The 22,272-nt window shown below is 71.4% G+C and carries 21 protein-coding genes; 10 read left to right on the top strand and 11 right to left on the bottom strand.

What is annotated here, in order from left to right:
* Positions 1–11: 11 nt before the first annotated feature.
* From PUR56_RS40765 to PUR56_RS40755, 3 genes are all read right to left on the bottom strand, one after another.
* On the bottom strand, positions 12–695 hold the full coding sequence (locus PUR56_RS40765; RefSeq protein ID WP_329875258.1) for a hypothetical protein: 684 nt from the start codon (positions 693–695) through the stop codon (positions 12–14).
* On the bottom strand, positions 692–1,441 hold the full coding sequence (locus PUR56_RS40760) for a MerR family transcriptional regulator (protein ID WP_329952679.1): 750 nt from the start codon (positions 1,439–1,441) through the stop codon (positions 692–694). The genes PUR56_RS40765 and PUR56_RS40760 overlap by 4 nt, the downstream gene beginning before the upstream one ends.
* 181 nt (positions 1,442–1,622) lie before the next feature.
* Positions 1,623–2,567 (bottom strand): alpha/beta fold hydrolase, encoded by a 945-nt coding sequence (locus PUR56_RS40755; RefSeq protein ID WP_329952678.1) that lies wholly within the window; start codon positions 2,565–2,567, stop codon positions 1,623–1,625.
* Between the two features lie 195 nt (positions 2,568–2,762).
* Here PUR56_RS40755 and PUR56_RS40750 point away from each other — a divergent pair, with 195 nt between their 5' ends.
* Entirely contained in the window at positions 2,763–3,710 is a 948-nt protein-coding gene (locus tag PUR56_RS40750; RefSeq protein WP_329952677.1) for a helix-turn-helix transcriptional regulator, read from the top strand.
* Between the two features lie 92 nt (positions 3,711–3,802).
* Here the strand turns inward: PUR56_RS40750 and PUR56_RS40745 are convergent, their stop codons facing one another.
* Positions 3,803–4,324: a TerD family protein gene (locus tag PUR56_RS40745; RefSeq protein WP_329952676.1), complete on the bottom strand. Its 522-nt coding sequence runs from the start codon at positions 4,322–4,324 to the stop codon at positions 3,803–3,805.
* Between the two features lie 560 nt (positions 4,325–4,884).
* On the opposite strand from PUR56_RS40745, the gene PUR56_RS40740 reads away from it, so the two are divergent.
* Complete coding sequence (locus PUR56_RS40740; RefSeq protein ID WP_443034629.1) at positions 4,885–6,315, top strand: MFS transporter; 1,431 nt, start codon at positions 4,885–4,887, stop codon at positions 6,313–6,315.
* A gap of 844 nt (positions 6,316–7,159) precedes the next feature.
* Here the strand turns inward: PUR56_RS40740 and PUR56_RS40735 are convergent.
* The 3 genes from PUR56_RS40735 to PUR56_RS40725 all read right to left on the bottom strand — a co-directional run bounded on the left by PUR56_RS40735 (position 7,160) and on the right by PUR56_RS40725 (position 9,886).
* Positions 7,160–7,738, bottom strand: coding sequence for a snapalysin family zinc-dependent metalloprotease (locus PUR56_RS40735; RefSeq protein ID WP_329875268.1), 579 nt, complete (start codon positions 7,736–7,738; stop codon positions 7,160–7,162).
* A gap of 237 nt (positions 7,739–7,975) precedes the next feature.
* The gene (locus tag PUR56_RS40730; protein WP_329875270.1) at positions 7,976–8,887 is read right to left on the bottom strand and encodes a LysR family transcriptional regulator; all 912 of its coding nucleotides are present in this window, start codon (positions 8,885–8,887) and stop codon (positions 7,976–7,978) included.
* 216 nt (positions 8,888–9,103) lie between these two features.
* Positions 9,104–9,886 carry a S1 family peptidase gene (locus PUR56_RS40725; RefSeq protein ID WP_329875272.1) on the bottom strand — a complete coding sequence of 261 codons (783 nt, stop codon included), beginning with the start codon at positions 9,884–9,886 and terminating at the stop codon, positions 9,104–9,106.
* A gap of 405 nt (positions 9,887–10,291) precedes the next feature.
* Here PUR56_RS40725 and PUR56_RS40720 point away from each other — a divergent pair, with 405 nt between their 5' ends.
* The 6 genes from PUR56_RS40720 to PUR56_RS40695 all read left to right on the top strand — a co-directional run bounded on the left by PUR56_RS40720 (position 10,292) and on the right by PUR56_RS40695 (position 15,811).
* Positions 10,292–11,719 (top strand): ParB/Srx family N-terminal domain-containing protein, encoded by a 1,428-nt coding sequence (locus PUR56_RS40720; protein WP_329952675.1) that lies wholly within the window; start codon positions 10,292–10,294, stop codon positions 11,717–11,719.
* Positions 11,720–11,981: 262 nt separating this feature from the next.
* The gene (locus PUR56_RS40715; RefSeq protein ID WP_329952674.1) at positions 11,982–13,133 is read left to right on the top strand and encodes a glycosyltransferase; all 1,152 of its coding nucleotides are present in this window, start codon (positions 11,982–11,984) and stop codon (positions 13,131–13,133) included.
* A gap of 243 nt (positions 13,134–13,376) precedes the next feature.
* Positions 13,377–14,099: an LURP-one-related/scramblase family protein gene (locus PUR56_RS40710; protein ID WP_329952673.1), complete on the top strand. Its 723-nt coding sequence runs from the start codon at positions 13,377–13,379 to the stop codon at positions 14,097–14,099.
* A 255-nt stretch (positions 14,100–14,354) separates the two neighbouring features.
* Entirely contained in the window at positions 14,355–14,801 is a 447-nt protein-coding gene (locus PUR56_RS40705) for a peptidase inhibitor family I36 protein (protein ID WP_329875280.1), read from the top strand.
* 114 nt (positions 14,802–14,915) lie between these two features.
* Positions 14,916–15,353: a peptidase inhibitor family I36 protein gene (locus PUR56_RS40700; RefSeq protein WP_329952672.1), complete on the top strand. Its 438-nt coding sequence runs from the start codon at positions 14,916–14,918 to the stop codon at positions 15,351–15,353.
* Positions 15,354–15,385: 32 nt separating this feature from the next.
* Complete coding sequence (locus tag PUR56_RS40695) at positions 15,386–15,811, top strand: peptidase inhibitor family I36 protein (protein WP_329875284.1); 426 nt, start codon at positions 15,386–15,388, stop codon at positions 15,809–15,811.
* A 261-nt stretch (positions 15,812–16,072) separates the two neighbouring features.
* Here PUR56_RS40695 and PUR56_RS40690 read toward each other — a convergent pair whose 3' ends face one another.
* Complete coding sequence (locus PUR56_RS40690; protein WP_329952671.1) at positions 16,073–16,435, bottom strand: RICIN domain-containing protein; 363 nt, start codon at positions 16,433–16,435, stop codon at positions 16,073–16,075.
* Between the two features lie 179 nt (positions 16,436–16,614).
* Entirely contained in the window at positions 16,615–18,342 is a 1,728-nt protein-coding gene (locus tag PUR56_RS40685) for an amidohydrolase (RefSeq protein WP_329881506.1), read from the bottom strand.
* A gap of 734 nt (positions 18,343–19,076) precedes the next feature.
* On the opposite strand from PUR56_RS40685, the gene PUR56_RS43720 reads away from it, so the two are divergent.
* Entirely contained in the window at positions 19,077–20,645 is a 1,569-nt protein-coding gene (locus PUR56_RS43720) for a carbohydrate binding domain-containing protein (protein WP_443034632.1), read from the top strand.
* 178 nt (positions 20,646–20,823) lie between these two features.
* Here PUR56_RS43720 and PUR56_RS40670 read toward each other — a convergent pair whose 3' ends face one another.
* Entirely contained in the window at positions 20,824–21,186 is a 363-nt protein-coding gene (locus PUR56_RS40670; RefSeq protein ID WP_329881505.1) for a hypothetical protein, read from the bottom strand.
* Positions 21,187–21,386: 200 nt separating this feature from the next.
* The gene (locus PUR56_RS40665) at positions 21,387–21,614 is read right to left on the bottom strand and encodes a hypothetical protein (protein WP_329952670.1); all 228 of its coding nucleotides are present in this window, start codon (positions 21,612–21,614) and stop codon (positions 21,387–21,389) included.
* A 539-nt stretch (positions 21,615–22,153) separates the two neighbouring features.
* Between PUR56_RS40665 and PUR56_RS40660 the strand changes: the two genes are divergently transcribed.
* Positions 22,154–22,272 (top strand): cold-shock protein (locus PUR56_RS40660; protein ID WP_329952318.1); only part of this gene is annotated, 119 nt, incomplete at its 3' end.

Here is a 22,272-nt window from a genome sequence, read left to right as displayed (position 1 = left end):
CCGGACCCGGGTCAGGTCTGCGAGGCTGCCTCCGGGCCCGGTCCGGGCGTGAACCGTACTCGCGTGACGGCGTCGTGGAGGGCCTGTGGGTCGTCCGCGTGCAGCCTGATCACCGTCACGAGGCGGGGTGCGCCGAGGAAGGTCGGTGCGTCGACCGGTTCGGTGAGTTCGAGTGTGACGGAGGTCTGTGAGGCGATGGGGAGGTTGAGTTCGCCGTCCTTCTTCTCGTGGGTGAAGCGGGTGTCGCGGCGGACGGAGGCGATCCGGTCGAGGGGGAGGCGGATGTCGACGCCGGCCGCCTGCCGGATCCGCAGGGTGCGGCCGGCGAGGACGTGCGGCCGGGTGCGGGAGGCGGCGTGCAGCCCGAGGACGAACAACACGGTGTAGACGTCGACCACCAGGAGGACGGCGTGGAGGACGGGTAGGCCGGCGAGGAGGAGGGACAGGGCGCCGGTCTCGACCACACAGGCGAAGGTGAGGGCGTACATGGTCGTGGCCTGGTCCCGGCCGTGGGTGAAGACCGCGTCGGCTCCGTCGGTGCCGTGCGGCCGGCGGGTGACCCACCGGACCAGGCTCTCCATGACACGTCGCTCGTGTGCGAGGACGCGCAGCACGGGTACCGGAACGATCCGTGGGCGCTTCGGTGGCGCGGTGCCGGCGGGCTGCGGCCGGGGCGCCGGGGGCGTGGAGGTCATGCGGACTCTCCCTGTCGTCGCTTGAGGAGTCCGAGCGCGCGGCGCACGGCCGCGGCCTGGGCCGGGGCCAGGTCCTCGTAGAGGGCCCCGGCCGGGCCCCACGCGCCTGCGCCGGGAACGTGCGCCGCCAGACTGTCGGGCAGAAGAGCCGCCAACGCTTCGGCCGCCCGTGCCACCTGCGGACTGTCCGGCGCCTGACCGACGAGGTCGTCCAGCAGGCCGTAGACCTGTCCCGCGTGCTCGGACATCTCCTGCAGCGCCGCCATCAGCGACACCCGCCGTTCCTCCGGGGTCGCGGCGTCGAGGAACGCCAGGTGCTCGCGGTCCTTCACGGCCGCGGGCGAGTCATCGGCGCCGCCGAGCGAGGCCAGCAGACCGGCGATCTCCGGCGAGACCGGTCCCCCGGGGAGCAGGGACCCCTCCTGCGCCTGAACCAGCAGCGCGGCCAGCCGCGACCGTCGCTCCCGCAGGAGGGCCTCCTGCCGTGCCAGGTCGGCGTCCAGCTCCTCCAGGACCTCTCTCAGGTCATGGCCTTCGGCGTCCGCCAGGACGTCCCTGACCTCGTCGAGTCCGACTCCGAGCTCGGTCAGCCGACGGATCCGGGCGAGCAGGACGGCGTCCCGTATGCCGTACTCGCGGTACCCGTTGCTGCGTCTCAGGGGTTCGGGCAGCAGCCCCAGATGGTGGTAGTGCCGTACGGCCCGCGGGGTGACCCCGACCAGCGCCGCGACTTCGCCGATTCTCATGAACCCAGTGAAAACCATGACGTTGCGGCAAGGTCAAGGACAGGCGCGCCTGCCCCCGACCCGGCCGCGTCGGTCCGTCGGCGAACTCTTCCGTTCGTCCCGACGATTCCGGCCTTTGGTTCGACGAGCCGCTCAGGAGAAGGACCGGCCCGGAGAATCACATGATCGACCGGACGGATCCTCAGGCCCTCTCGTGCCGCCTCAGCCATTCCGAGATCGCCCGGTTCGTCTCTACCGGCTTCTCCTGCTGGATCCAGTGGCCGCAGTCCAGGCTGACCACGTCCACCTGGGGCACGAACTCGGCCAGGTTCTCGGACCTGCGCACCGCGTCCCGGTCGCCGTAGATCATGAGTGTGGGCTGCCGGACGATCGGGTCCACGTCCGCCAGCAAGCGCCAGTTGCGGTCGAGGTTCCGGTACCAGTTCACACTGCCCGTGAACCCCGCCGATTCGAAGGCGGAGACGAAAACAGCCAGTTCGCCGTCGCTCATCACGGGCTCACCGAGCGGCTTCTCCGCCCTGGCGAGATCGATCAGTGCCATACCCGGCCGAGGCTCCCTGGGGGGCTCGTTCTTCCGGTAGATATTGCGAAGGAACTGGAAGGTGTTCTCTTCGAACACGGCGTCCGCGACGCCCGGCTGCCGATTGAAGTGGACGAAATAGAAGTCGCCGCCGAGTACCTCCTCCATGGACTCGATCCAGGGCCTTTCTCCGCGCTCCTGGTAGGGCAGGCTCAGGTTGATCACCTTGTTCACACGGTCCGGATGCAGCAGGGCCAGTCCCCAGACGACCATGGCACCCCAGTCATGACCGACAAAGGTGGCGTCCTCGTACCCGTAGTGATCGAGAAGTCCGACGAGATCACCCGACAGGTGCGCAAGGTCGTAGTCCGTGACGTCGGCCGGGCGGGACGAATTGCCGTAACCCCGCTGGTTCGGGACGATGACGTGGTATCCCTCTGCGACGAGGGCGGGCACCTGGTGGCGCCAGGAAAAGGCGTGCTCCGGCCAGCCGTGGCAGAGCACGATGGGCTTTCCGGCATTCTGTCGACCTGCTTCGAAAACTTCGAGCTCCACGTCGTTGACCGGAACAACGGTGGGCTCGGGGAAATCGGATGGATTGAACACTGAATTTCTTCCTCATCTTTTCGGGATTCGGGACGATCAGGCGGCGAAGGGTCCCGACGACGGCGTCGGCGCAGCCCCGGCAGGCCGGGGGCCGACACGGTCGCGGGTGCTGCGACTCGCCCCTGAGGCCATGTCGCCATCCTGCCGACGAACCCGGTCACCCCATGACCGGTTTTGTGTGGAAGTGTTGCCGGCGTGCGAACCGACCGGCTGGTGGCCGTCCTCCTCCTGTTGCAACGGCGCGAGCAGGTGACAGCGGCGGAGGTCGCCCGAGAGCTGGAGGTGTCCGAGCGCACCGCCCGCCGCGACCTCGACGCCCTGGCCACGGCCGGGGTGCCCGTGTACTCCGTGCAGGGCCGGGGCGGCGGCTGGCGCCTCGTGGGCGGCGCCCGCACCGACCTGTCCGGGTTGACCGCGGGTGAGGCCCGTGCGCTGTTCCTGGTCGCAGGCCAGGCCTCGGCCGCGACGCCGGCCGTGAGAGCGGCTCTGCGCAAGCTCGTCCACGCCCTGCCGGAGCCCTTCCGGGTGCAGGCCGAGGCCGCGGCGTCGTCGCTGGTCATGGACCCGCAACGATGGGGGTCGAGCCCGGTCGAGCACCGGCCGGCCCGCTTCCTCGACGAGCTCCAGGACGCGGTGATCCGAGGCGTCCAGGTGCGGCTCGGGTACGTCGACGGCAAGGGCGCCGAATCCGCGAGGACCGTCCACCCGCTGGGCATCGTGGCCAAAGGTCCGTCGTGGTACCTCGTCGCCGACACCGGGGCCGGCCGGCGGACCTTCCGGATCGACCGCGTGTCCTCCGTCGACCCGACCGGCGATCCCGCGCGGCGACCCGCGGACTTCGACCTCGCCGCGAGCTGGCGCGAGATCGCCGACGAGGTCGACCGCAGGCGGACGCCCCTGGAGATCCAGGCGGTGTGCGCGCCCGACGGGATGGGCCTGCTCCGAATGATGCTCGGCCCTCGGCTCGTCGTGGGAGGTTCCACGACCGACGGCCGCGTCGAGGTCGTGATCCGCGGCTACAACGAGTACGCGCTCGCCGGCGAGCTCGCCGGACTGGTCGAATGGCTCGACGTGACCGGCCCTCCGGGTGTGCGGGACCGCCTGGCCTCGATCGGCAGCGCGCTCGTCGAGCGGTACGGCTGAGACCCTGATGCGGCGCCGGCCGGCGGGCGGTACCAACTCGTACGGCTCGGACAGAATCCCGGCCTACCCGCCCCGACCTTCTGCGGCAGGCTTCAGGTGCCCATGATCCTCGCGAAAGTCGCCGGATCGGCGTCGAAGCCGTAGACCCCGGGCCGGAATCCCCAGACCCCTGAGCTGTCCCGGACGAACTCCGCGACCCTCGCCGCCGTGGCCTCACCGGTGCCGGAGAAGTCCACGACCGCGAACTCGTCGCGCCCGTTCCGGATCTTCAGCACGGGGTTCGCTATGTCCCCGAACGTCAGCCGGCCGGCGTTCTGCTGGATGGCGACGCCCACGACAACCCGGCGGTAGCGGTCCGCCAGACGGTCGAGCTCCAGGACCAGGCGCTCGTCGACGCCGAGGCCCTTGCCGTCGCGGCTGTCCCTGGTGAGTGTGATGGTGCCGTCGGGAGCGCGGCTGTCGAAGTGGACCAGGTAGGAGGGGGCGACGGACGGGGCGTCGGCGGTGTACGTCGCGGCGACGAGGTCCAGATCGTGACGTGCCGAGCCGGCTGGGCTCGGATCCCACAACAGGCCTACTTCGATCCGCTCCAGACCCTTGTTGAGACTGCTCACCGGACTCTCCCTTCGTCGTCACACCGACCCACGGCGCCATGGAGTACCCACCCGATGGTGGGCAACGACAGTGTACTGACATGTGATTGACAGGAAGTGAGCTTCGCACGGGCGAACCTCGGGCCCGGCTGACCGTCCGACCCGCGCGGACCCGGCCCAGGGGCAGGGCCTCCGCGTGGTCGGGCGGCGAGGCGGAGGCCGAGGAGCCGGGCGGCGCGGCCGACGGAGCCGGGCACGAGGTGGCGGTAGATCTCGAAGGCAGCTCCGGCCCGGACCACCGCGGTGCCGGTCGCCGCCCACGGGCCGAATCCGACCGCGGGTCCGGCGTTGCGGTCGCGGGCGGCGCGCAGCCACTCCACGGATCCCGCGGCGGCCCGGCGGCCCGGCGGCCCGACGCCCGACGGCCCGGGGGAGCAGGGAGCGCCCGGCGGATCACCCGCCGCGGCGACGGCCCGCAGGTGCGGTCTGCCGTTCCGGATGCGGCGGGCCGAGTTTGGCGGTGCCATGGAGAGACGCTGTCGGGCGCCTGATCCTTCCGCCGTGAAAAGAGGCCAGCTCCCGTGACCGAGGATCCCGCCGCCGGCGAACACGCCCGTCCTGCCCGGTCGGGCGCCGGCTCACGCATGCTGGCACCACTCGCGCTGGCGCAGTTCATCTGCAGCTTCGCGGGCTCCAACATGAACGTGATGATCAACGACATCAGCCACGACCTGGACACCACCGTGCAGGGTGTGCAGGTCGCGATCACGGTGTTCCTGCTCGTCATGGCCGCGTTGATGATCCCGGGTGGCAAGGCGACCGACCGGTTCGGCCGCAAGCGCTGCTTCCTCGCGGGCCTCACGGTCTACGGCGTCGGCGCGCTCCTCAGTGCGGTAGCCCCCGGACTCGGCGTGCTGATCCTCGGCAACTCGCTCCTCGAAGGCGTCGGCACCGCCCTGCTCATTCCCCCCGTCTACATCCTCACCACGCTGCTGTACCCCGACCTGACCTCCCGCGCCCGTGCGTTCGGGGTCATCATGGCGGCCGGCGGCGTCGGTGCGGCCGCGGGCCCGCTGATCGGCGGCCTGATCACCTCCGCGATCAGCTGGCGCGCCGCGTTCGTCTTCCAGGCCCTGGTGGTCGCGGTGATCATCGCACTGAGCCGAAACATCGCCGACCCGCTCCCCGCCGACCCCGATCGCCACTTCGACGTGCGCGGCGCCGTCCTGTCCGCGGGCGGGCTGGTCCTGATCGTCACGGGCATCCTCGCCGCCGACGACAACCTGTGGCTGACTCTCGGCCTGATCACCGCCGGCGCCCTCGTCCTGGGCTGGTTCCTGCACTGGATCCGCGGCGAGGAGCGCGCCGGGGTGGAACCACTGCTGTCCACCAGCCTCTTCCGCAACCGCACAGCCAACCTCGGCCTGGTGACCCAGAACGCCCAGTGGCTGCTCCTCATGGGCACCTCGTTCACCGTCGCCACCTACCTGCAGGTCGTCCGCGGCTACGACGCCATCGAGACCGGCGTCATCTTCACCGCCGCCACCCTCGGCGTGCTCGCCTCCTCCCTCGCCGCGGAACGCCTCGCCAGGCGCTTCCCCCAACGGACCCTGATCATCAGCGGGTTCGCCCTCGCCGTGTTCGGCATCGCCCTCCTGCTGGCCCTGGTCGCCGGCCGACCCGGCGCCTGGGCGTTCGCCCCCGGGCTGCTGCTGATCGGCCTCGGCCTCGGCGTCATGCTCACCCCCTCCGTGAACATGGTCCAGTCCGCCTTCCCCGAGGACCAGCAGGGCGAGATCTCCGGCCTGTCCCGGAGCATCTCCAACCTCGGCTCCTCCTTCGGTACCGCCGTCGCAGGCACCATCCTCGTCGCCAACCTCACCCAGAACGCCTACGCCGCCGCCATGGCCGCGCTCGCCCTCGCCGCCCTCATCGGCCTTGCCGCAGCCGTCCGGCTCCCCCGCACCGCTCCCACCGCACCGACCCGGGCCGGGACCCGGCCCCGACCGTGACTCCGGCGGGGTACCACCCACCTGCTGGTCGAACCAGTCGTAGGTGTCGGCTGTGAGCTGCTCGTAGGAGGTGCCGCCCGGGACCTTCCAGGACACCAGGTTGCCGGTGTTGATGTCTCCGGAGGTGCCGCCCGCGGTACTGGTGTTGGTCGGGTTGAACTGCCAGTACAGGCGGGCCGACAGGACCTCCGCCCCGGCCGGGATCACCAGCTGCGCGGAGGACGCGTTGTCACCGGGCGCGTTCGGGTCGGTCTTCACGAACTTGGTACGGCCGTTGTTGGTGCCCTCGGTGTCGTTGCAGACCGAGCCGTCGCTGTCGTCGCAGGTCAGAACCAAGTTGGAGGCCATCGCCAGGTTGCCGTGCGCCAGCAGGTCGACCACCGGGTCGGGGCCGATCGGGCGCTGCGTCCCGGCCCCCCGGGGCTTCGGCCCGGCCGCTTCGGGCACCGGCTTCGAGTCCGCCCGGACGGCTCCGGCCCTCGGGGTCCCCGCGGAGGCGGCCTGGGAGGTGACGGCCAGCTAGGCGGCGCCCGTACCGAGCGCCACCGCCAGCAACGCGGACAGGACGTGCGGCGGACGCAGCCGCCGTTGTCGGACAGGTGACACAGGAACCTCGCTGTCGGGAGGCGACACGAACAGCAGGACCTCGGACCTTCGCTGACCGGCTCCGATGCCCGGCGGAGGGGACCTTCACCCGCCCGGGCCAACACCAGTAGCCGGGATCGCCCTCACGAGGGGGCCGATCGGCGGCGGCCGGTGTGTGCCGGGCCGTGCGGCGCACCGGCCGCCACCGTCCCCGGTCCGGGCGGCGAGGGCAGGGGGCGCTGCCCTCGCCGCCGGACGGTCAGGACGCGTCGACCAGCAGGCGGCCTTCCGCCCGGTCGACCGTGGCGGTGCGGCCGGCGTAGGCGGACTCGACCCGGGACCGCTCGGCTGCGTTGGGGACGGCGTTCTTGCAGGTGGTGCCGGCGCTGGAGCCCGACATCAACTGGGAGCACGGTCCGGGCTTGGTGTCGGGCAGGCCGAGGTTGTGGCCGATCTCGTGGGCGGCGATGCGGGTCTTGTCGTGGCCCTCCGTGACGGCCTGGTTCCCGAGTTCCACCCGGGCCTGGCCGCCCGGACGGACCGGGCCCAGCGTGGCCTGCGGCCAGCCGGTGGTGGCGACGATCTGGATCTCGGCGCGGGTGCCGGGCCGGGCCGCCACCAGCTTGACGTTCTTGGTGTTCGCGTTCCAGGAGGCGACGCCGGCCGAGACGGCGGCTTCCCAGCCGGCGGCCCGGGTGGCGTCGTAGTAGAGGGTGGTCACGGCGGCGGTGCCGGTCCGTGCGGCGTCGGGTGTGGACACGGCCTGCGCCGCAGGCGCCATGATCACGGTGATGGCCGCGGCGGTGCCGATGGCTGTGAACCACTTCGAGTGGGACATGACGGTCCTTACGTGGGGTCGGTCTCCCCGGGACGAAGGGGAGGGGGTGGCGCGGGCGGTGGGCATCGCCACCTCCGCGAAGGGGCGGGCGCCCCTGATTTGGCGGTGAACTGTCAAGTAAATCGACGGCCGGCCCGCGGGTGTTACGCCCGTTCCCGGCAACGGCGCCCGGTCGCGGTTGCCGCAGACGGACTCGAAGCCCGGGGGTGGTGGGCGAGCCGCTCTCCCGCCGGGGCGTCAGTCCGGCTTGATGCACCGGGCATCGAAGGCGTCCCGGACGAGGGCCAGCAGCAGCGACCGGGCGCCGATGAGGGGTGACTCGCGGTGCAGGGCCAGCACGTGTCTTCCGAGGAGCGGGTCGCCCGCGAGTCTTCGCATGACCACGCCCTCCCGGGCTCTGGCCGATCCCTGCAGCAGGGTGAGGCCGACGCCCTGGGTGACCAGGTCGCACAGGACGCCCACCTGTCCGATGCGGAGCGGTGAGACGCGCGGCGCGAATCCAGCGGCTCCGCAGGCCGCGACGAGCGCCCCGTAGTCGTCGCAGCCGGGATCGTGGGGCGGGAGGAGCCAGGTTTCGCCGACGAGGCCCGCGAGGTCGACCCGCTCCTGTCGGGCGAGGGGGTGCCCGGCAGGGAGGACGACCACCACGGGTTCGAGTCCGATGACGTCGACGACGACCCCGTCGGGCGGTGCCGTGCCGAAGCCGTCCAGGTCGACCAGGCACCCTGCGGCGATGGACCGGTCCGCGACCCGGCTCATGGCCTCCCCCGTGGTCGCGCACTGCACGAAGCTCACGGGGTTGCTCAGGGAGGCCGGCAGGTGGATCGCCAGATGGCCCAGGAACGGGCCGGAGCTGCCGCCCACCGTCACCGGCTCCAGGTCGGCCGCCGACCGGCGGCGGCAGCCGCGAATCCGGTCGGCGCTGGCCACGGCGTCACGGGCGTGCAGGATCACGAGTTCACCGGCCGGTGTGGGGGCGACCCCGCGAGCCGAACGCTCGAAGAGGGGCTGGCCGAAGGAGGCTTCGATTCTGCGCAGTTGGGTGGTCATCGCCGGCTGGGAGAGCATCAGGGTGGCAGCTGCCCTGCTCAGACTGCCCGCGTCGGCGATCGCCAGCAGGATGCGGAGGTGCCGCAGTTCCAGTTCCATGGCTGAGCGAGGCTAGTTCACGCCCCCATGTCATGTCCACGGTTCCGGCGTGAGACGCGAGACGTGAGGCGTGAAGTGTGGGGCGCTGGTCCATACCTGGCGGTCTGTCAGCTTTCGGACGGCGGACCGCGGCCGGAGCGGGGTCGTGCGACCCGGGCCGGCCGCGGTCCGGCGGCTCGACCCCTCGTGCGGGGGGTGCGCCGCAGGAGCGACGGCTCAGAGGGTGCCGGTGTACTCCTGGATCCAGGGACGCCAGGACGCCAGGTCCGTGTAGATGGCGCCGCCGACTCCGCAGGTGTCGCTGTCGGTGCCGCTGCGGCTCGTGGCGCCGGCCAGTTCGCGCCGGCCGTTACGGGTGATCAGGGCCGGGCCTCCGGAGTCGCCGTAGCAGGCGGTGGCGGAGGTGGTGCCCGCGATGCACAGCTCGCGACTGTTCACCATGTCGTCGCAGGAGCTGTCGGGCAGCACCTTGGTGTCGAGCTGCTTGAGGTAGCGGGGCGCGGAGGTGGAGCAGCCGGCTTGCGGGCAGGTCTGCCCCCAGCCGAGCAGCCGGGTGGCGGAGCCGTCGGGCGGGGTGGTGGCGGTGATCGGCACGGGCGTGTTGGTGACCCTGCTGCTGAGGCGCAGGAGTGCTATGTCCTGGCCTGCCATGCTCTGGTCGTCGGAGGGGCGGACGATCCGCGAGACCCCGCTCAGGGTGCCGCCGCCGAGGTGGTCGTTGGAGCCGATCCGGACGCGCAGGGCGGACGGCTGGAGCGGGCCGCTGCGGCCGTACGTGCAGTGCAGGGCCGTGACCATCCACTCGGGCGAGATGAGCGAGGCGCCGCAGTAGTGGCCGCCGTTGACCTGGATGGATCCCATGAACGAGTAGGTGGAGGTGGCCTGTTCGCCGCCGACGATGGGGGTCGGGGCGGCCGCGGCGGTGCCGATGAAGGCCGGTGCGGTGATGACCAGGCCGAGGGCGATTCCCGCGGCGGACAGGGGTCGGGAAGGGCGCATGAGGGTTCCTTCGGTGAGGGTGTCGGGGGAGCGGAGGGGGGGAGGGCCGGACACCCGTTTCGGGTTGTCGGTGGCCCATCAACCTGCCGTTCACAGGAGTATGTGAGCGGCGGCACCGGCCGCGCCAATGTCAGCGGCCCATAACATCCGGGGGTGCGGGCGCAGGCTTCGGCAGGTCGGACGGGGCGGCGCCCCCGGCTCGGGCGGCACGCGGTCGTCGCCGTGGCAGGGCGTCACCGCGCGCCGCTACGACCGCGAGGCCGGCCCCGGCCCCGAGAACGGCGACGACCAGGGTTCACGCACCCGCAACCCCGGGGACGCCCTGCGGCCACCCGTCGAGCCGGGAGTGATGGATGGATGTGCGCCAGCAGTGATCGCTTTCAGCCGTCGAGCCGCAGGAGAACCATGAGCACCGGCCCCGTCCCCGCGCCCGTCCCCCCGCGCCGCAGCCCGGGCCGCAGCGCGCTCGTCGCCGCGGCGGCCGGCATGCTCGCGCTGGGCGGGCTGGCGGGTCTCGCCACCCCGGCCGGAGCGGTTGCCGCCGGCGTGGCCACCGCCCCGGCGGGCCCGGCCGGCGCGACAACGCCGGGAGGGGCGTCGGGGGCCCGGCCGGGCGACCTGCTGGACGTGACCCTGGACCAGGTGCGCCCCACCCAACCCTCGGTCGGCTACGACGAGGTGTACTACAAGCTCGGCCGCTACACCTCTCCCAAGGACGAGCTGAACGGCGCCGCCAACAAGCGCTTCGACGACTGGTGCGAGACCAACGGCCAGGGCGTGGCCGCCACGGTGCTGCCGGGCGCGCGGCTCGCCGACCCGGCGACGTTCACCTGCACCGTCCCGCTGGGCCAGGAGACCGAGGCGAGTCGCGCGGAGATGAAGACCGTCGTGGTGGGCCCGGGCGGCGCGCTCTACCTGACCGACGGCCACCACACGCTGACCTCCTTCCTGGAGGCCCCGGACGGCGGGCCGGAGCTGCACCTGCGCCTCATCGTCCAGGCCAACCTCAGCGACCTGTCCCCGGCCGCCTTCTGGCAGGAGATGCGGGCCCGCAACTGGGTCCGCCTGATCGACGAGCAGAACCGGCCGATCACCGTCGAGCAGCTGCCGCAGCACCTGGGCCTGGCGTACTTCCACGACGACCCGTACCGCAGCCTGGTCTACTTCACCCGGGACATCGGCTACTCGGTGCCGGACGGCGCGGCCGAGTACCTGGAGTTCCTCTGGGGCGACTGGCTCCGCGGCCAGGGCATCGGCCTGCCCGGCTCGTACAGCACGACCGACCGCACCTCGTACCTGGCCGCGGTCCGGACGGCCTCCCAGGCCATGTCGGCCGTGCCGGGGGACACGGTGATCACCGGAGGCCGCACGGCGGACGAGCTGGGCCGGCTGAACCCGTGGAACGCGGGCAAGAAGCCCACCGGCGGCGAGTTCGGCAAGCTGAGCGCCCCGATCACCGAGGCCAAGCCCGGCAAGCTCGCCTACGCCCTGGACTTCCGTGCCAAGGTTCCGACCGGTCCGGCCTGCACCGAGACCGTGACCGGCCGACACACCGGGCCGCTGGTCGTCTCGCGCGGCACCACCTGCCTGACCGGCGCCCGGCAGACCGGGCCCGTCGTGGTCCGCGCGGGAGCGAGCCTGGTGGTCAAGGGCTCGGACATCACCGGCCCGGTCCAGGCGGTGGGCGCGGGCACGGTGCAGCTCTGCGGCACCGTCCTGACCGGCCCGCTGAGCGTGGTGAACACCCGTGACCACCTCACCCTGGCCGCTCCGGGCTGCACCCCGAACACCCTGAACGGCCCGGTCCAGCTCGTCGGGAACCCGACCTCCTGAACCCGGTGGTACCTCCGGCCGCCGGCCGCCCTCCACCCGAGGGCGGCCGGCGGCCGCGTCGTTGTCCGCTCCCGCGCAGGGGCGGGCGAACGCGGCCTCCGACAAGGCCGGGGAGCGCGCGGACCGCGCCGGGCGGGCCCCTGCCGCCTCGCCCGGTACGAGAATGTCCGGTTATCGATCGTACCGGGAGCAGCAATGACGGTTCATCAGATGATGGCGCGTGCGGGCCCCGCCCGCGCCCTTCCGAATTAGCGATCATTCGATGAACGACCTGGAGACTGTCGTGCGCATACTCTTCACCGGCCCGGGCGCGCCCACCCACCAGTTCCCGATGGTGCCGACCGCGCAGGCCCTGCGGGCCGCCGGGCACGAGATCCTGTTCGCCGTCCCGAAGCCGTTGGAGCCGATCCGGGGGGCCGGCTTCCCGATCGTGGAGATCGGCGACGGCCGGTCCCTCAAGGACTCCTTCGAGGCCTTCGAGGGCGAGACCATGCGCTTCGCCCGGCCGGAGATGACCCAGGACGAGATCCTCGAACGGGCCGCGGCGGCCTTCGCCCACGCCTCGCGCTCCACCGTGGACGACCTGCTGGCCACCGCCGACGGCTGGGGCGCGGACCTCCTGGTCCACGACTCCTGCCTGGCCTCCGCCCAACTGGTCGGCGCCAAGCTCGGGATCCCGACCGCGCTCCAGAACTTCGGCGTCATCTCCGGCCTCTCGCTGGCCGCGCGGCTGGCAGGTCACTTCACCGACGTCTACGAGGCGTACGGGGTGGCCGCCCCGGCCGAGTCCACCGCGCTGAACGTCGTCCCGGCCTCGCTCGGCGGCGACCCGGGCGGGCTGCGGATGCGCTACCTCCCCTTCAACGGCGGCGGCGTGGTTCCGGCCGGCCTGCTGCGCCGGAGCGTCCGGCCGAGGGTCGCGGTCACCCTGGGCACCGTGGTCACGGAGGTGGACGGCGTCCACGCGATCGCCCGCCTGATCGAGGCCGCCGCCTCGGTCGACGCGGAGTTCCTGCTCGCCGTCGGCGGCGCCGACCTCAGTGACCTCGGAACCCTTCCGGACAACGTCCGCCCGCTGCCGTGGACCCCGCTGGCGGAGTTGCTGAGGGTCTGCGACGCGGTGATCCACCACGGTGGGTCCGGCAGCACGCTCACCGGCATGCAGGCCGGCGTGCCGCAGCTCATCCTCCCGCAGGGCGCCGACAGCTTCGCCGTCGCCGACGCCCTCGCCGCCACCGGCGCGGGCCTGCGCTCCGCGTCGGGCGACGTGGACGCCGCCCTGCTCGCCCGCCTCGTCGCGGACCCGGAACTCCGCGCCGGCGCGCTCCGGCTCCGCGCCGAGAACGACGCCCTCCCCACGCCCGCCGCCGTCGTCCCCGAGATCGAAGCCCTCGTCACCGCCGCCGCCCGCTGACCCCCGGGCCCCGACCGGCGCACCCGTGGCGCGGTCGCCGAAGGGTTCGAGCGGCCGGATCGTTCGCAGGCGGGCGGGCTCCTGACGTGACATCGGTCACACCCGCGGCTTCGAACACCGGCCGGCTGTCGCTCGCAACACCCGAACGCGCAGGCCGCAGGCCCTGTTCGGGGTCTCGGACGAACCCGGGCCGTTCGAAACGATTCTGGCTACCGGAGGAGGATTGAGCCTAACCTGCCCGCCATGTCCCAGAACACGAACACGCCCGGTATCCCCGGGCAGCCGGCCGCTCCGGTCGGCGATTTCGCCAAGGTCCAGCGCCAGGTCCAGCAGCAGGCGGGCGTCGGACCGGTCCACGGTGGTGGCGGCACCCTCTTCTCCGAGCCGGTCCTGGTGGTGAACCAGAAGGCCAAGCTGATCGAGCTGACCAACGAGTACTCGGTCTTCGACCAGCAGGGCGCCACCCTGGGCTCGGTGGTCCAGGTCGGCCAGAGCGGACTGCGCAAGGCGATACGGCTGCTCACCTCCCTCGACCAGTACCTGACCCACAAACTGGAGATCCGCGACGCGCAGGGCACTCCGGTGCTGCTGCTCACCCGCCCGGCGAAGTTCATCAAGTCGCGGGTGGTCGTGCAGCGTCCGGACGGCCAGGAGGTCGGCCAGATCGTTCAGCAGAACGCCATCGGGAAGATCAATTTCGCGCTGGAGGTCGGCGGGCAGAAGGTCGGCGCCGTCAAGGCGGAGAACTGGCGGGCCTGGAACTTCTCCATCGTCGACGGGACGGACACCGAGATCGCCCGGATCACCAAGACCTGGGAGGGCCTGGCGAAGACGATGTTCACCACGGCCGACAACTACGTGCTCCAGATCCACCGCCCGCTCGCCGACCCGCTGCTCAGCCTCGTCGTGGCGACCGCGCTGACCGTGGACACGGCGCTGAAGCAGGACGCCCGCGGCTTCGGATAGCCGTTGCCCGCACGGTGTTCACGGCCCCGCCTCCCGACCGGGAGGCGGGGCCGTGCACGTGGAACCGCCGTGTGTGGCGTCGGTGTCGGCCTCGGCTTCGAGAGCAGTCGTTCGAGAGCAGTCAAATGACTGATGCCGCCCGTGCGGCCCCGACGGCACAGTGGAGTTGCTCCGAGGGCGGACACGCCGGAGCGACACCCCTGGCAGCCGGCGCGGACGCGCCGGTCAGGGCCGACGGAGAAGGCGGAGGAGATCATGAGGAACCTGCGGCGAACGGTGATGCGGGTGGCGGTGGGCGCTGCCGCGCTGGTCGGGGCGGTCACCGCCACGACGACGAGTGCGAACGCCTACGTCCTCACCGACATTCAGACCGGATCCGGCAAGTGCCCCGCCAACTGGGTGTGCCTGTGGAGCGAGAACAACTTCGTCAGGGGGAATCCGGCGAGCGGGTACGACTACGGGGCCGTGGGTTCGGACCAGAACGTCTCGGACATGGGGAAGTTCACCTACGAGAGCAAGCTCTTCCGCTGGAAGGGCATGCAGGATTCCGCCTCCTCGGTCGTGAACAACACGGGGAGCAGCATCTGCTTCTACGAGCACAACGGGTACTCCGGCCTGGAGTTCAGGATCGGTCCCTCGGAGAAGTGGGCCTCCGTCCCGTCGTGGATCAACGACAGGATCAGCTCCTTCAAGTTCTGCTGATCCGGCCCCGTCGGCCCTGTGGACGACGAACGAACCGGTATCCACCAACCCACTGAGTCAACCACCCGAAGCACAGGATCGGCACGGTCGGGCCGAATCCGGAAGAGAGGGACCATGTTCTCGAAAAGCACGATGACGAGGCTCGGAGTGTGTGCTGCTGCCGCGGCCGGGCTGTTCGTGGCCACGGCGACGTCCGCGAGCGCCACCAGTGTCTTCGACATCGGCCACGGGGCCGGCTCGTGCCCCAGCGGCTACGTCTGTCTGTGGTCGGAAGGCAACTTCATTCAGGGGAAGTTCGTCTATGACCACAAGTTCGGGTCCTTCGCGTCGAACCAGAACGTCAGTGACATGGGAAAGCTCGCCCGGAGCTCCACCGGGGACAAGGGCATGCAGGACGTCACGTCGTCGGTGCTGAACAACACGGGGAGCAGCATCTGCTTCTACGAGAACAACGGGTACTCCGGCCTGGAGTTCAAGATCGGCCCCGGGGAGCACTGGCCCTCCGTCCCGTCGTGGATCAACGACAGGATCAGCTCCTTCAAGTACTGCTGACGCTTCCCGGACCTGAACGGACGGTAAGGAAATTGCCCAAGAATTCGGTCAGGCTCGGACTGTGTGCCGCCGCCGTCATCGGACTGATCATGACGGCGGCGCCGTCCGCGAGCGCCACCACGATCCTCGGCATCGGGCAGGGCGCCGGAGCGTGCCCCGGCAATCACGTCTGCCTGTGGTCCGAGAACGACTATGTCGGCGCCACCAGCGGCTCCAAGTTCGGGTCGATCGCGTCGGACCAGAACGTCGCGGACATGGGGAAGCTGAAGCGGGACGGAGCCCTGTGGACGGGGATGCAGGACACCGCGTCGTCGGTGCTGAACAACACGGGGAGCAGTATCTGCTTCTACGAGCACAACGGGTACGGAGGGCTGGAGTTCAGGATCGGCCCCCGGGAGCACTGGCCCTCCGTGCCGTCGTGGATCAACGACAGGATCAGTTCCTTCAAGTACTGCTGACGTGTCGTTGATCCCGCAGTCCGCAACGGGGCGGTCGCGCTCGCGGGTCACGCCCCTGCCGGGCCGGGGTGACCGCGGGTCGCGGCCGTCAGCGCTTCCAGACCGTCGCGCGCGGAATCGCCGGCGCGCCGGGCACGTCGACCAGGCTGGCGTGCCCGGCGATCACTCCCGCCTCGTTGAGGAGGGAGGTCCGGGCCGTCCGGCGGGAGGGGCGGACGGCCTCGGCCTCGTGCGCGGGCGGGTGCGGTCAGGGACCGCCGGTCAGAGGAGTTGGAAGGACCACTCCTGCTTCCAGCCGCCCTCGCAGGTCCACACCCCGAGCTGCTTGTGGTCGGAGTCGTGGGTGAGGCAGTTGTCGTCGTCGATCCGGATCCGGTACTTGCCGTCGCCGAGGCTGACGAACTCCCACTTCTGGTTGGGGGTGTTTCCCCACGCCTGCTGTTCGGCGACGCAGGTGTCCGGGTTCTCGGTGAGGTTGAACCCGAGGTCGTTGACGATCCGGTAGCGGTCCCCGCCCAGCGGTTTGACCGTCCAGGTGGACCCCTTGTACCCCAGGATGCCGCCCAGGATCGGCGCACCCCAGCTCGCGGTCTCGTTGGGCGCCGTCGCGCCCAGGGCATCCATACGACGGGGCCGGCCGGATTGCCCTTTCGTGCACGACCCCGGCCCGCCGGGCTTTGCGGACCGGCCTCGATACCGGTGACGTCAGGATTGCCGCCGACGGCCCGTGCGTCCGGCCCGGGCCGGGAACGACCGGCGGCCGTGGCCGCCGGTCGTGGTGGGGGCGAGCCGGGGCCGCCGGTTCAGCAGGAGCAGCCCCAGTGCGGGGTGGGCGCGGTCGCCGGGTCGGCCGCCGGGGGCTCGGAGGCCCGGCCGGTCGGTGCGGGCGGGTGGACGGTGGCGCCGGCCTTGATGGTCTCGACGACCTCGATGTCGCGGATCTCCTCCGGATCGACGGTCAGCGGGTTGGCGCTGAGGACGACCAGGTCGGCGAGCTTGCCGACCTCGATGCTGCCCTTGCGGTCCTGTTCGCCGTACTGGTGGGCGGCGTTGATCGTGATCGCGCGGACGGCGTCCAGGGGCGACACCCGGTGCTGGGGCCCGAGGACGGCGCCGGTGCGGGTGCGCCGGGTCACCTGGCTGGACAGCACGGCGATCGAGTTCGGCAGGGCGACCGGCGCGTCGTGGTGCGAGGTGTAGCGCAGGCCCCGGTCGAGCGCCCAGCGGGCGGGGGAGATGGCCTCCGCCCGCTCCTCGCCGAGGACCACCGAGCGGTACCAGTCGCCCCAGTAGTAGGTGTGCATCGAGAAGAAGGAGGGCACGATCTCCAGCCGGGCGAACGCCTCGACCTGCTCCTCGCGGGCCGTCTGCGCGTGGATCGCCACGGTCGGCCGCCGCCCCGGCCCGGCGGCCTCGACCGCCCGGAGGAACTGGTCGATCGCCGCGTCGCCGTTGACGTGCGCCAGGACCTGCCAGCCCCGCTCGACCGCCGTGCCGACCTGCTTGGCGACCACCGCGTCGTCCGGCACCGTCGGGTACCCGCTGTAGCCGTCCGGCTGCCCGGCCGGCGGCGTCAGGTACGGCTTGGTCAGCCACGCGGTGCGCCCCTGCGGCGAGCCGTCGAGGACCAGCTTCACCCCGGCCGCCCGGACGCGGTCGACGTACGTGTCGCTCACGCCGATCGGGTCGTCCAGCGCGGAGGCGAGGGCATCCTCGGCCTTCACGTACGCGACCACGTCGACCGGGAGCAGCACGGCGGCTGCCGTGTCCCGCAGGGCCTTGAGGTTGGCGAGGTTGGTGCCGCCCTCCTGCACCGTGGTGAAGCCGAAGGCCGCCGCGGTGGCCGCGCCCGTGACGAACAGCGCCCGCAGTTCGCGTTCCGGCAGCCCCGCGAGTGCCGATTCCGAGGCCGGGGTGAACGCCTTCTCCTCCAGGACGCCGTCGGGCTCGCCGTACGAGGGCGGGACGGCGAGTTCCCGCCGCCGGATCACCCCGCCCTCGGGGTCGCGCGTGGCGGCGGAGAAGCCGAGCAGCCGCAGGCCGAGGCTGTTCACCGCGCCGAGGTGGAACGACTGGTGGATGGCCAGCACCGGGCGTTCCGTGGACACTTCGTCGAGGTCGTCGCGGGTGGGGTGCCGGCCCTCGTCGAGCATCGCGTCGTCGTACCCGAACCCGATGATCCACGCGGAGTCAGTCCCCGTCGGGCCGTCGGCCCAGGCGCGCAGCTTGTCCTTCAGCGAGCCGATGTCGGTGACGTCGCCGTCCGGCGCGGCCAGCAGGTTGGCGATGACGGTCTGCAGGCCGATGCCGCCGAGGTGTCCGTGGGCATCGATGAACCCGGGCAGGAGGGCGCGGCCTTCGAGGTCCCGTACGACGGTCCGCGGGCCGCTCCAGTGTTCCGCCTCCTTCCGGGTGCCGACGAAGACGATCGTGCCGTCCTTGACGGCCACCGCTTCGGGCGACGCGTCGCTGTGCTCGGCGACGGTGACGATCTCGCCGCCGTGGAGGATGAGGTCGGCCTGTTCGGCCATGCGGGTCTCCCGTTCGGTAGGGGGTGCGAAACCAGGTCCCAACCTAGGAGCCCGGTGGCCGAACGTCGTTGAGAACGGCCGACGTTCACCGGGACGGGTCAATCACCTGCCGGTCCCGCCGGGCCCGGCCGCCACGCGGTCCTCCGGCGCCCGCCGCCCCCGGTGGGGGGAATCCGGCCACCGGGCCACGCCCGTGACGGCCGGCGGCCGGAACTCGCCTGCGGTCGGCCGGTCGAGGGAGGCGGCGGTGGGCGTGGCCACCACCGGGCCGCGGACCGGGTGATCGGTACAACTGCCTTCACCTCCAGTGTACTTGTCGGCCCTTCCGTGCGCGGACCCTCGGCGGGCCGCCCTCGCTCGACCGGGCCGCGCCTCCCGGGATTGGTCCAGACCTATTGACGGGCCTCGCCACCCCTTCTACGATCCGGTCCGGCACAGCCCCACATGTCCCCACCTCACCCAGAGCCGGGCGTCACGCCCCCACGCGTCGGTCATGTCCATGGCGCTCGGCGGGAAGGGAGCACAACATGTTCCGTCGGAGGTCCCGTACTCCGCGTCTGTCGGGCGATTCCCGCCCTGGTGCGAACCCCGGCCGCCTCGAAGGCGACCGGGCCGGGAGCGAGTCGTCCCGAACCCCCCGCCCGCAGCGGGCGGCCGTGGAGCGCGCATCGCACGTGAACCGGACCGGCCGCACCCGGCCCGGACCGGCCGTCCTGCGGCGCTCCCTCGCCGGGATGAGCGCCGCGGCCGTCATCGGCGCCGGCCTCGCGGTGGCCGGCACCGTCACGGCCGGGGCCGTCACCCCCAACCTGGTGGCCAACTCCGGATTCGAGAACGGACTCGCCGACTGGACCTGTTCCGGCGGATCCGGCGCGGCCGTCGGCAGCCCGGTCCGCTCCGGCACCTCCGCGCTCAAGGCGACGCCGACCGGCCTGGACAACGCCCAGTGCGCCCAGACCATCAGCGTGCAGCCCAACTCCCAGTACACGCTGAGCGCGTACGTCCAGGGCAGCTACATCTACCTGGGCGCCACCGGCACCGGCCTCACGGGCACCACCTCCACCTGGACGCCGAGCAGCTCGTCCTACAGCCAGCTCAGCGTGGCCTTCGCCACCGGGGCGAACACCACCTCGGTGACCGTCTTCCTGCACGGCTGGTACGGGCAGCCCGCGTACCACGTGGACGACGTGTCGCTCGCCGGCCCCGGCGGCAACAGCCCGTCGCCGACCACTCCGACGACGCCGCCCACCACGCCGCCCACGACGCCTCCGACCACCCCTCCCACGACACCTCCCACGACACCTCCCACCACGCCGCCCACGACGCCTCCGACCACGCCGCCGGGTGACACCTGCCCGACGAAGCCCAAGCCGTCGGGCAAGGTGCTGCAGGGCTACTGGGAGAACTGGGACGGTGCCGCGAACGGCGTGCACCCCGGCATGGGCTGGGTCCCCATCACGGACAGCCGGATCGCCGCGCACGGCTACAACGTCATCAACGCCGCCTTCCCGGTGATCCTCTCGGACGGCACCGTCCTGTGGCAGGACGGCATGGACGCCGGCGTCAAGGTCTCGACCCCGGCCGAGATGTGCCGGGCCAAGGCCGCCGGCGCCACGCTCCTGATGTCGATCGGCGGTGCCGCCGCCGGCATCGACCTCAGCTCCAGCACCGTCGCCGACAAGTTCGTGGCGACCGTCGTCCCGATCCTCAAGAAGTACAACTTCGACGGGATCGACATCGACATCGAGACCGGCCTGTCCGGGAGCGGCAACATCAACACCCTGTCCGCCTCCCAGTCCAACCTGATCCGCATCATCGACGGCGTCCTCGCCCAGATGCCCGCGGGCTTCGGTCTGACGATGGCCCCCGAGACCGCGTACGTCACCGGCGGCAGCGTCACCTACGGGTCGATCTGGGGCTCCTACCTCCCGATCATCAAGAAGTACGTCGACAACGGTCGGCTGTGGTGGCTGAACATGCAGTACTACAACGGCAGCATGTACGGCTGCTCCGGTGACTCCTACCAGGCCGGCACCGTCCAGGGCTTCACCGCGCAGACCACCTGCCTGAACAACGGCCTGGTCATCCAGGGCACCACGATCAAGGTGCCGTACGACAAGCAGGTGCCCGGTCTGCCGGCCCAACCCGGCGCGGGCGGCGGCTACATGGCGCCGGGCCTGGTCAGCCAGTCGTGGAACGCGTTCAGCGGTTCACTCAAGGGGCTCATGACGTGGTCGATCAACTGGGACGGTTCCAAGGGCTGGAGCTTCGGCGACAACGTCAAGTCCCTCCAGGGCCGTTGATGTCCCGCTGATGTCCCGCTGATTCCCGGGGCTCCGGTGCGCCGTTGCGCGCCGGAGCCGATCACGGACCGAAACCACCCCTGCGGGTGATCCGAGGCCGCCGAGGGCCCGGATCACCCGCAGGGGTGTGTGCTTCGCAGGGGAAATTCGCAGGGGAAGGGCGGGGCGACCGCGGCTGTCAGGTGTCGGAGTAGCTGAGGTCTCCGACCGTCCAGGCGTTGACGTCCTCGATGGCGATGCGGTACATGCCCCCGGTGTGGGGCAGCGCGAAGTCGCCCTGGAGGATCTTCGCCCGGTGGAGGTGGAGGTGGGTGGGACGCGCGGGCGGGCCGTCTGCGGGCTGGGCGAAGAGGGCGGCGAACGGCTTCAGGTGATCGGACGCCTGGAGGACCTCCGCCACCCGCTCCCACCACAGGGTCACCGGCGCGAGCCTGCCGGTGATGACCGCGCCTGGGACCACCACGGTCAAGGACATCTGGTTGCTGTGCTCGGATTCGACCATCGCGGCGATGTCGACGAGCAGCCCGTCGGGGTTCGACATGACTCCCAGCCTAGGACACCGTGCCGGGGCCGCCTAGCCTTGCCCGGGGTGGTCTCCACGGCGCTGCCACGGCGCGGCGTTCCCACGGCGCGACCCGTGGGCGTGCCGCCGGCCGATCGGCCGGACGCCCGGCGTCGACGACCGCCGGTGCGTCGGCCGGAGCCGGAGGGACGGGGTGAACGGCGAGGTGAGGCGCCGGGTCAGAGCTTGTGCATCGAGGTGTAGGGCTGGGTGATGCGTTCCTGTCGGGATCCGAAGTCGACGAGAACCGCGATGTCGCTGTCGCCCTCGACCCCGATGGCCCGGCCGAGGCCGAACGTGTCGTGGCTGACGCGGTCACCGACGGCGAAGTGTTTGCGCGGCGCTTCGACCCGGGCCTTGAAGGGGCTGGTGGGCAGGTGGCGGTGGACTGCTGCAGATTTCCTCATCCCTTCCAGTATGCGCCGGATATCGCGGGGGTGGGACTTTCCCGAAGCATTCGGGTTGCGCGGGCCGTAACGCCGCGTGTGCCGACGGATCTCCCCGGAACGGGGCGGGGCGCCGGCCGGGGTGGGCCGGACGGGCCCGGGCGGGCCCGGGGCGCGCCCTGGGGGGGCTGTCGCGGCGACGCCGGGCGCGCCGCACCCGGGCGAGTCGCGCCCGCCCCGGAGGGCCGCGGGCTCGGACGGTGCGGCTGACCGCACCAACAGGCCTACCCCCGGAGTGCGTTGGCCGTCCCGGAGCCCCGGTGCCGGCGACCCCGGGGCGAGGTGTCGAAAAACCCGGGGCGAAATATCCGCCCGCAGCGGGCCGGGGCCTGCTAGAGTCGTTTTAGTTGCAGTAGTGGTTCCCATGAACTTTGTGTGCGCCTGCTGATGTATCGCAGGCGCATTTTTGTTTCCCGGATATTTCCGGGTGGGTGCTCATCGCGGCGACTCGAAGCACGTGCTGTACGTGTTTCGGACTGCCCTTGAAGGAGATTTTTTTTATGGCTAATGGCACCGTGAAGTGGTTCAACGCGGAAAAGGGCTTCGGCTTCATCGAGCAGGAGGGTGGCGGCCCGGACGTCTTCGCCCACTACTCGAACATCAACGCCAACGGCTTCCG

Source organism: Streptomyces sp. BE303 (assembly GCF_036290945.1).
Classification (GTDB): domain Bacteria; phylum Actinomycetota; class Actinomycetes; order Streptomycetales; family Streptomycetaceae; genus Kitasatospora.
Note: the sequence above shows the minus strand (reverse complement) of the source record. Positions and strands in the feature narration are given on the sequence as shown.

What these genes read in the sequence shown, in the direction of transcription:
- PUR56_RS40705 (WP_329875280.1), top strand. Translation starts at nt 14,355, where the DNA reads ATGAGGAACCTGCGGCGAACGGTGATGCGGGTGGCGGTGGGCGCTGCC.
- PUR56_RS40665 (WP_329952670.1), bottom strand. Translation starts at nt 21,614, where the DNA reads ATGAGGAAATCTGCAGCAGTCCACCGCCACCTGCCCACCAGCCCCTTC.
- PUR56_RS40725 (WP_329875272.1), bottom strand. Translation starts at nt 9,886, where the DNA reads ATGCGCCCTTCCCGACCCCTGTCCGCCGCGGGAATCGCCCTCGGCCTG.
- PUR56_RS43720 (WP_443034632.1), top strand. Translation starts at nt 19,077, where the DNA reads ATGAGCGCCGCGGCCGTCATCGGCGCCGGCCTCGCGGTGGCCGGCACC.
- PUR56_RS40730 (WP_329875270.1), bottom strand. Translation starts at nt 8,887, where the DNA reads ATGGAACTGGAACTGCGGCACCTCCGCATCCTGCTGGCGATCGCCGAC.
- PUR56_RS40715 (WP_329952674.1), top strand. Translation starts at nt 11,982, where the DNA reads ATGAACGACCTGGAGACTGTCGTGCGCATACTCTTCACCGGCCCGGGC.
- PUR56_RS40720 (WP_329952675.1), top strand. Translation starts at nt 10,292, where the DNA reads ATGAGCACCGGCCCCGTCCCCGCGCCCGTCCCCCCGCGCCGCAGCCCG.
- PUR56_RS40735 (WP_329875268.1), bottom strand. Translation starts at nt 7,738, where the DNA reads ATGTCCCACTCGAAGTGGTTCACAGCCATCGGCACCGCCGCGGCCATC.
- PUR56_RS40690 (WP_329952671.1), bottom strand. Translation starts at nt 16,435, where the DNA reads ATGGATGCCCTGGGCGCGACGGCGCCCAACGAGACCGCGAGCTGGGGT.
- PUR56_RS40700 (WP_329952672.1), top strand. Translation starts at nt 14,916, where the DNA reads ATGTTCTCGAAAAGCACGATGACGAGGCTCGGAGTGTGTGCTGCTGCC.
- PUR56_RS40670 (WP_329881505.1), bottom strand. Translation starts at nt 21,186, where the DNA reads ATGTCGAACCCCGACGGGCTGCTCGTCGACATCGCCGCGATGGTCGAA.
- PUR56_RS40765 (WP_329875258.1), bottom strand. Translation starts at nt 695, where the DNA reads ATGACCTCCACGCCCCCGGCGCCCCGGCCGCAGCCCGCCGGCACCGCG.
- PUR56_RS40710 (WP_329952673.1), top strand. Translation starts at nt 13,377, where the DNA reads ATGTCCCAGAACACGAACACGCCCGGTATCCCCGGGCAGCCGGCCGCT.
- PUR56_RS40685 (WP_329881506.1), bottom strand. Translation starts at nt 18,342, where the DNA reads ATGGCCGAACAGGCCGACCTCATCCTCCACGGCGGCGAGATCGTCACC.
- PUR56_RS40760 (WP_329952679.1), bottom strand. Translation starts at nt 1,441, where the DNA reads ATGAGAATCGGCGAAGTCGCGGCGCTGGTCGGGGTCACCCCGCGGGCC.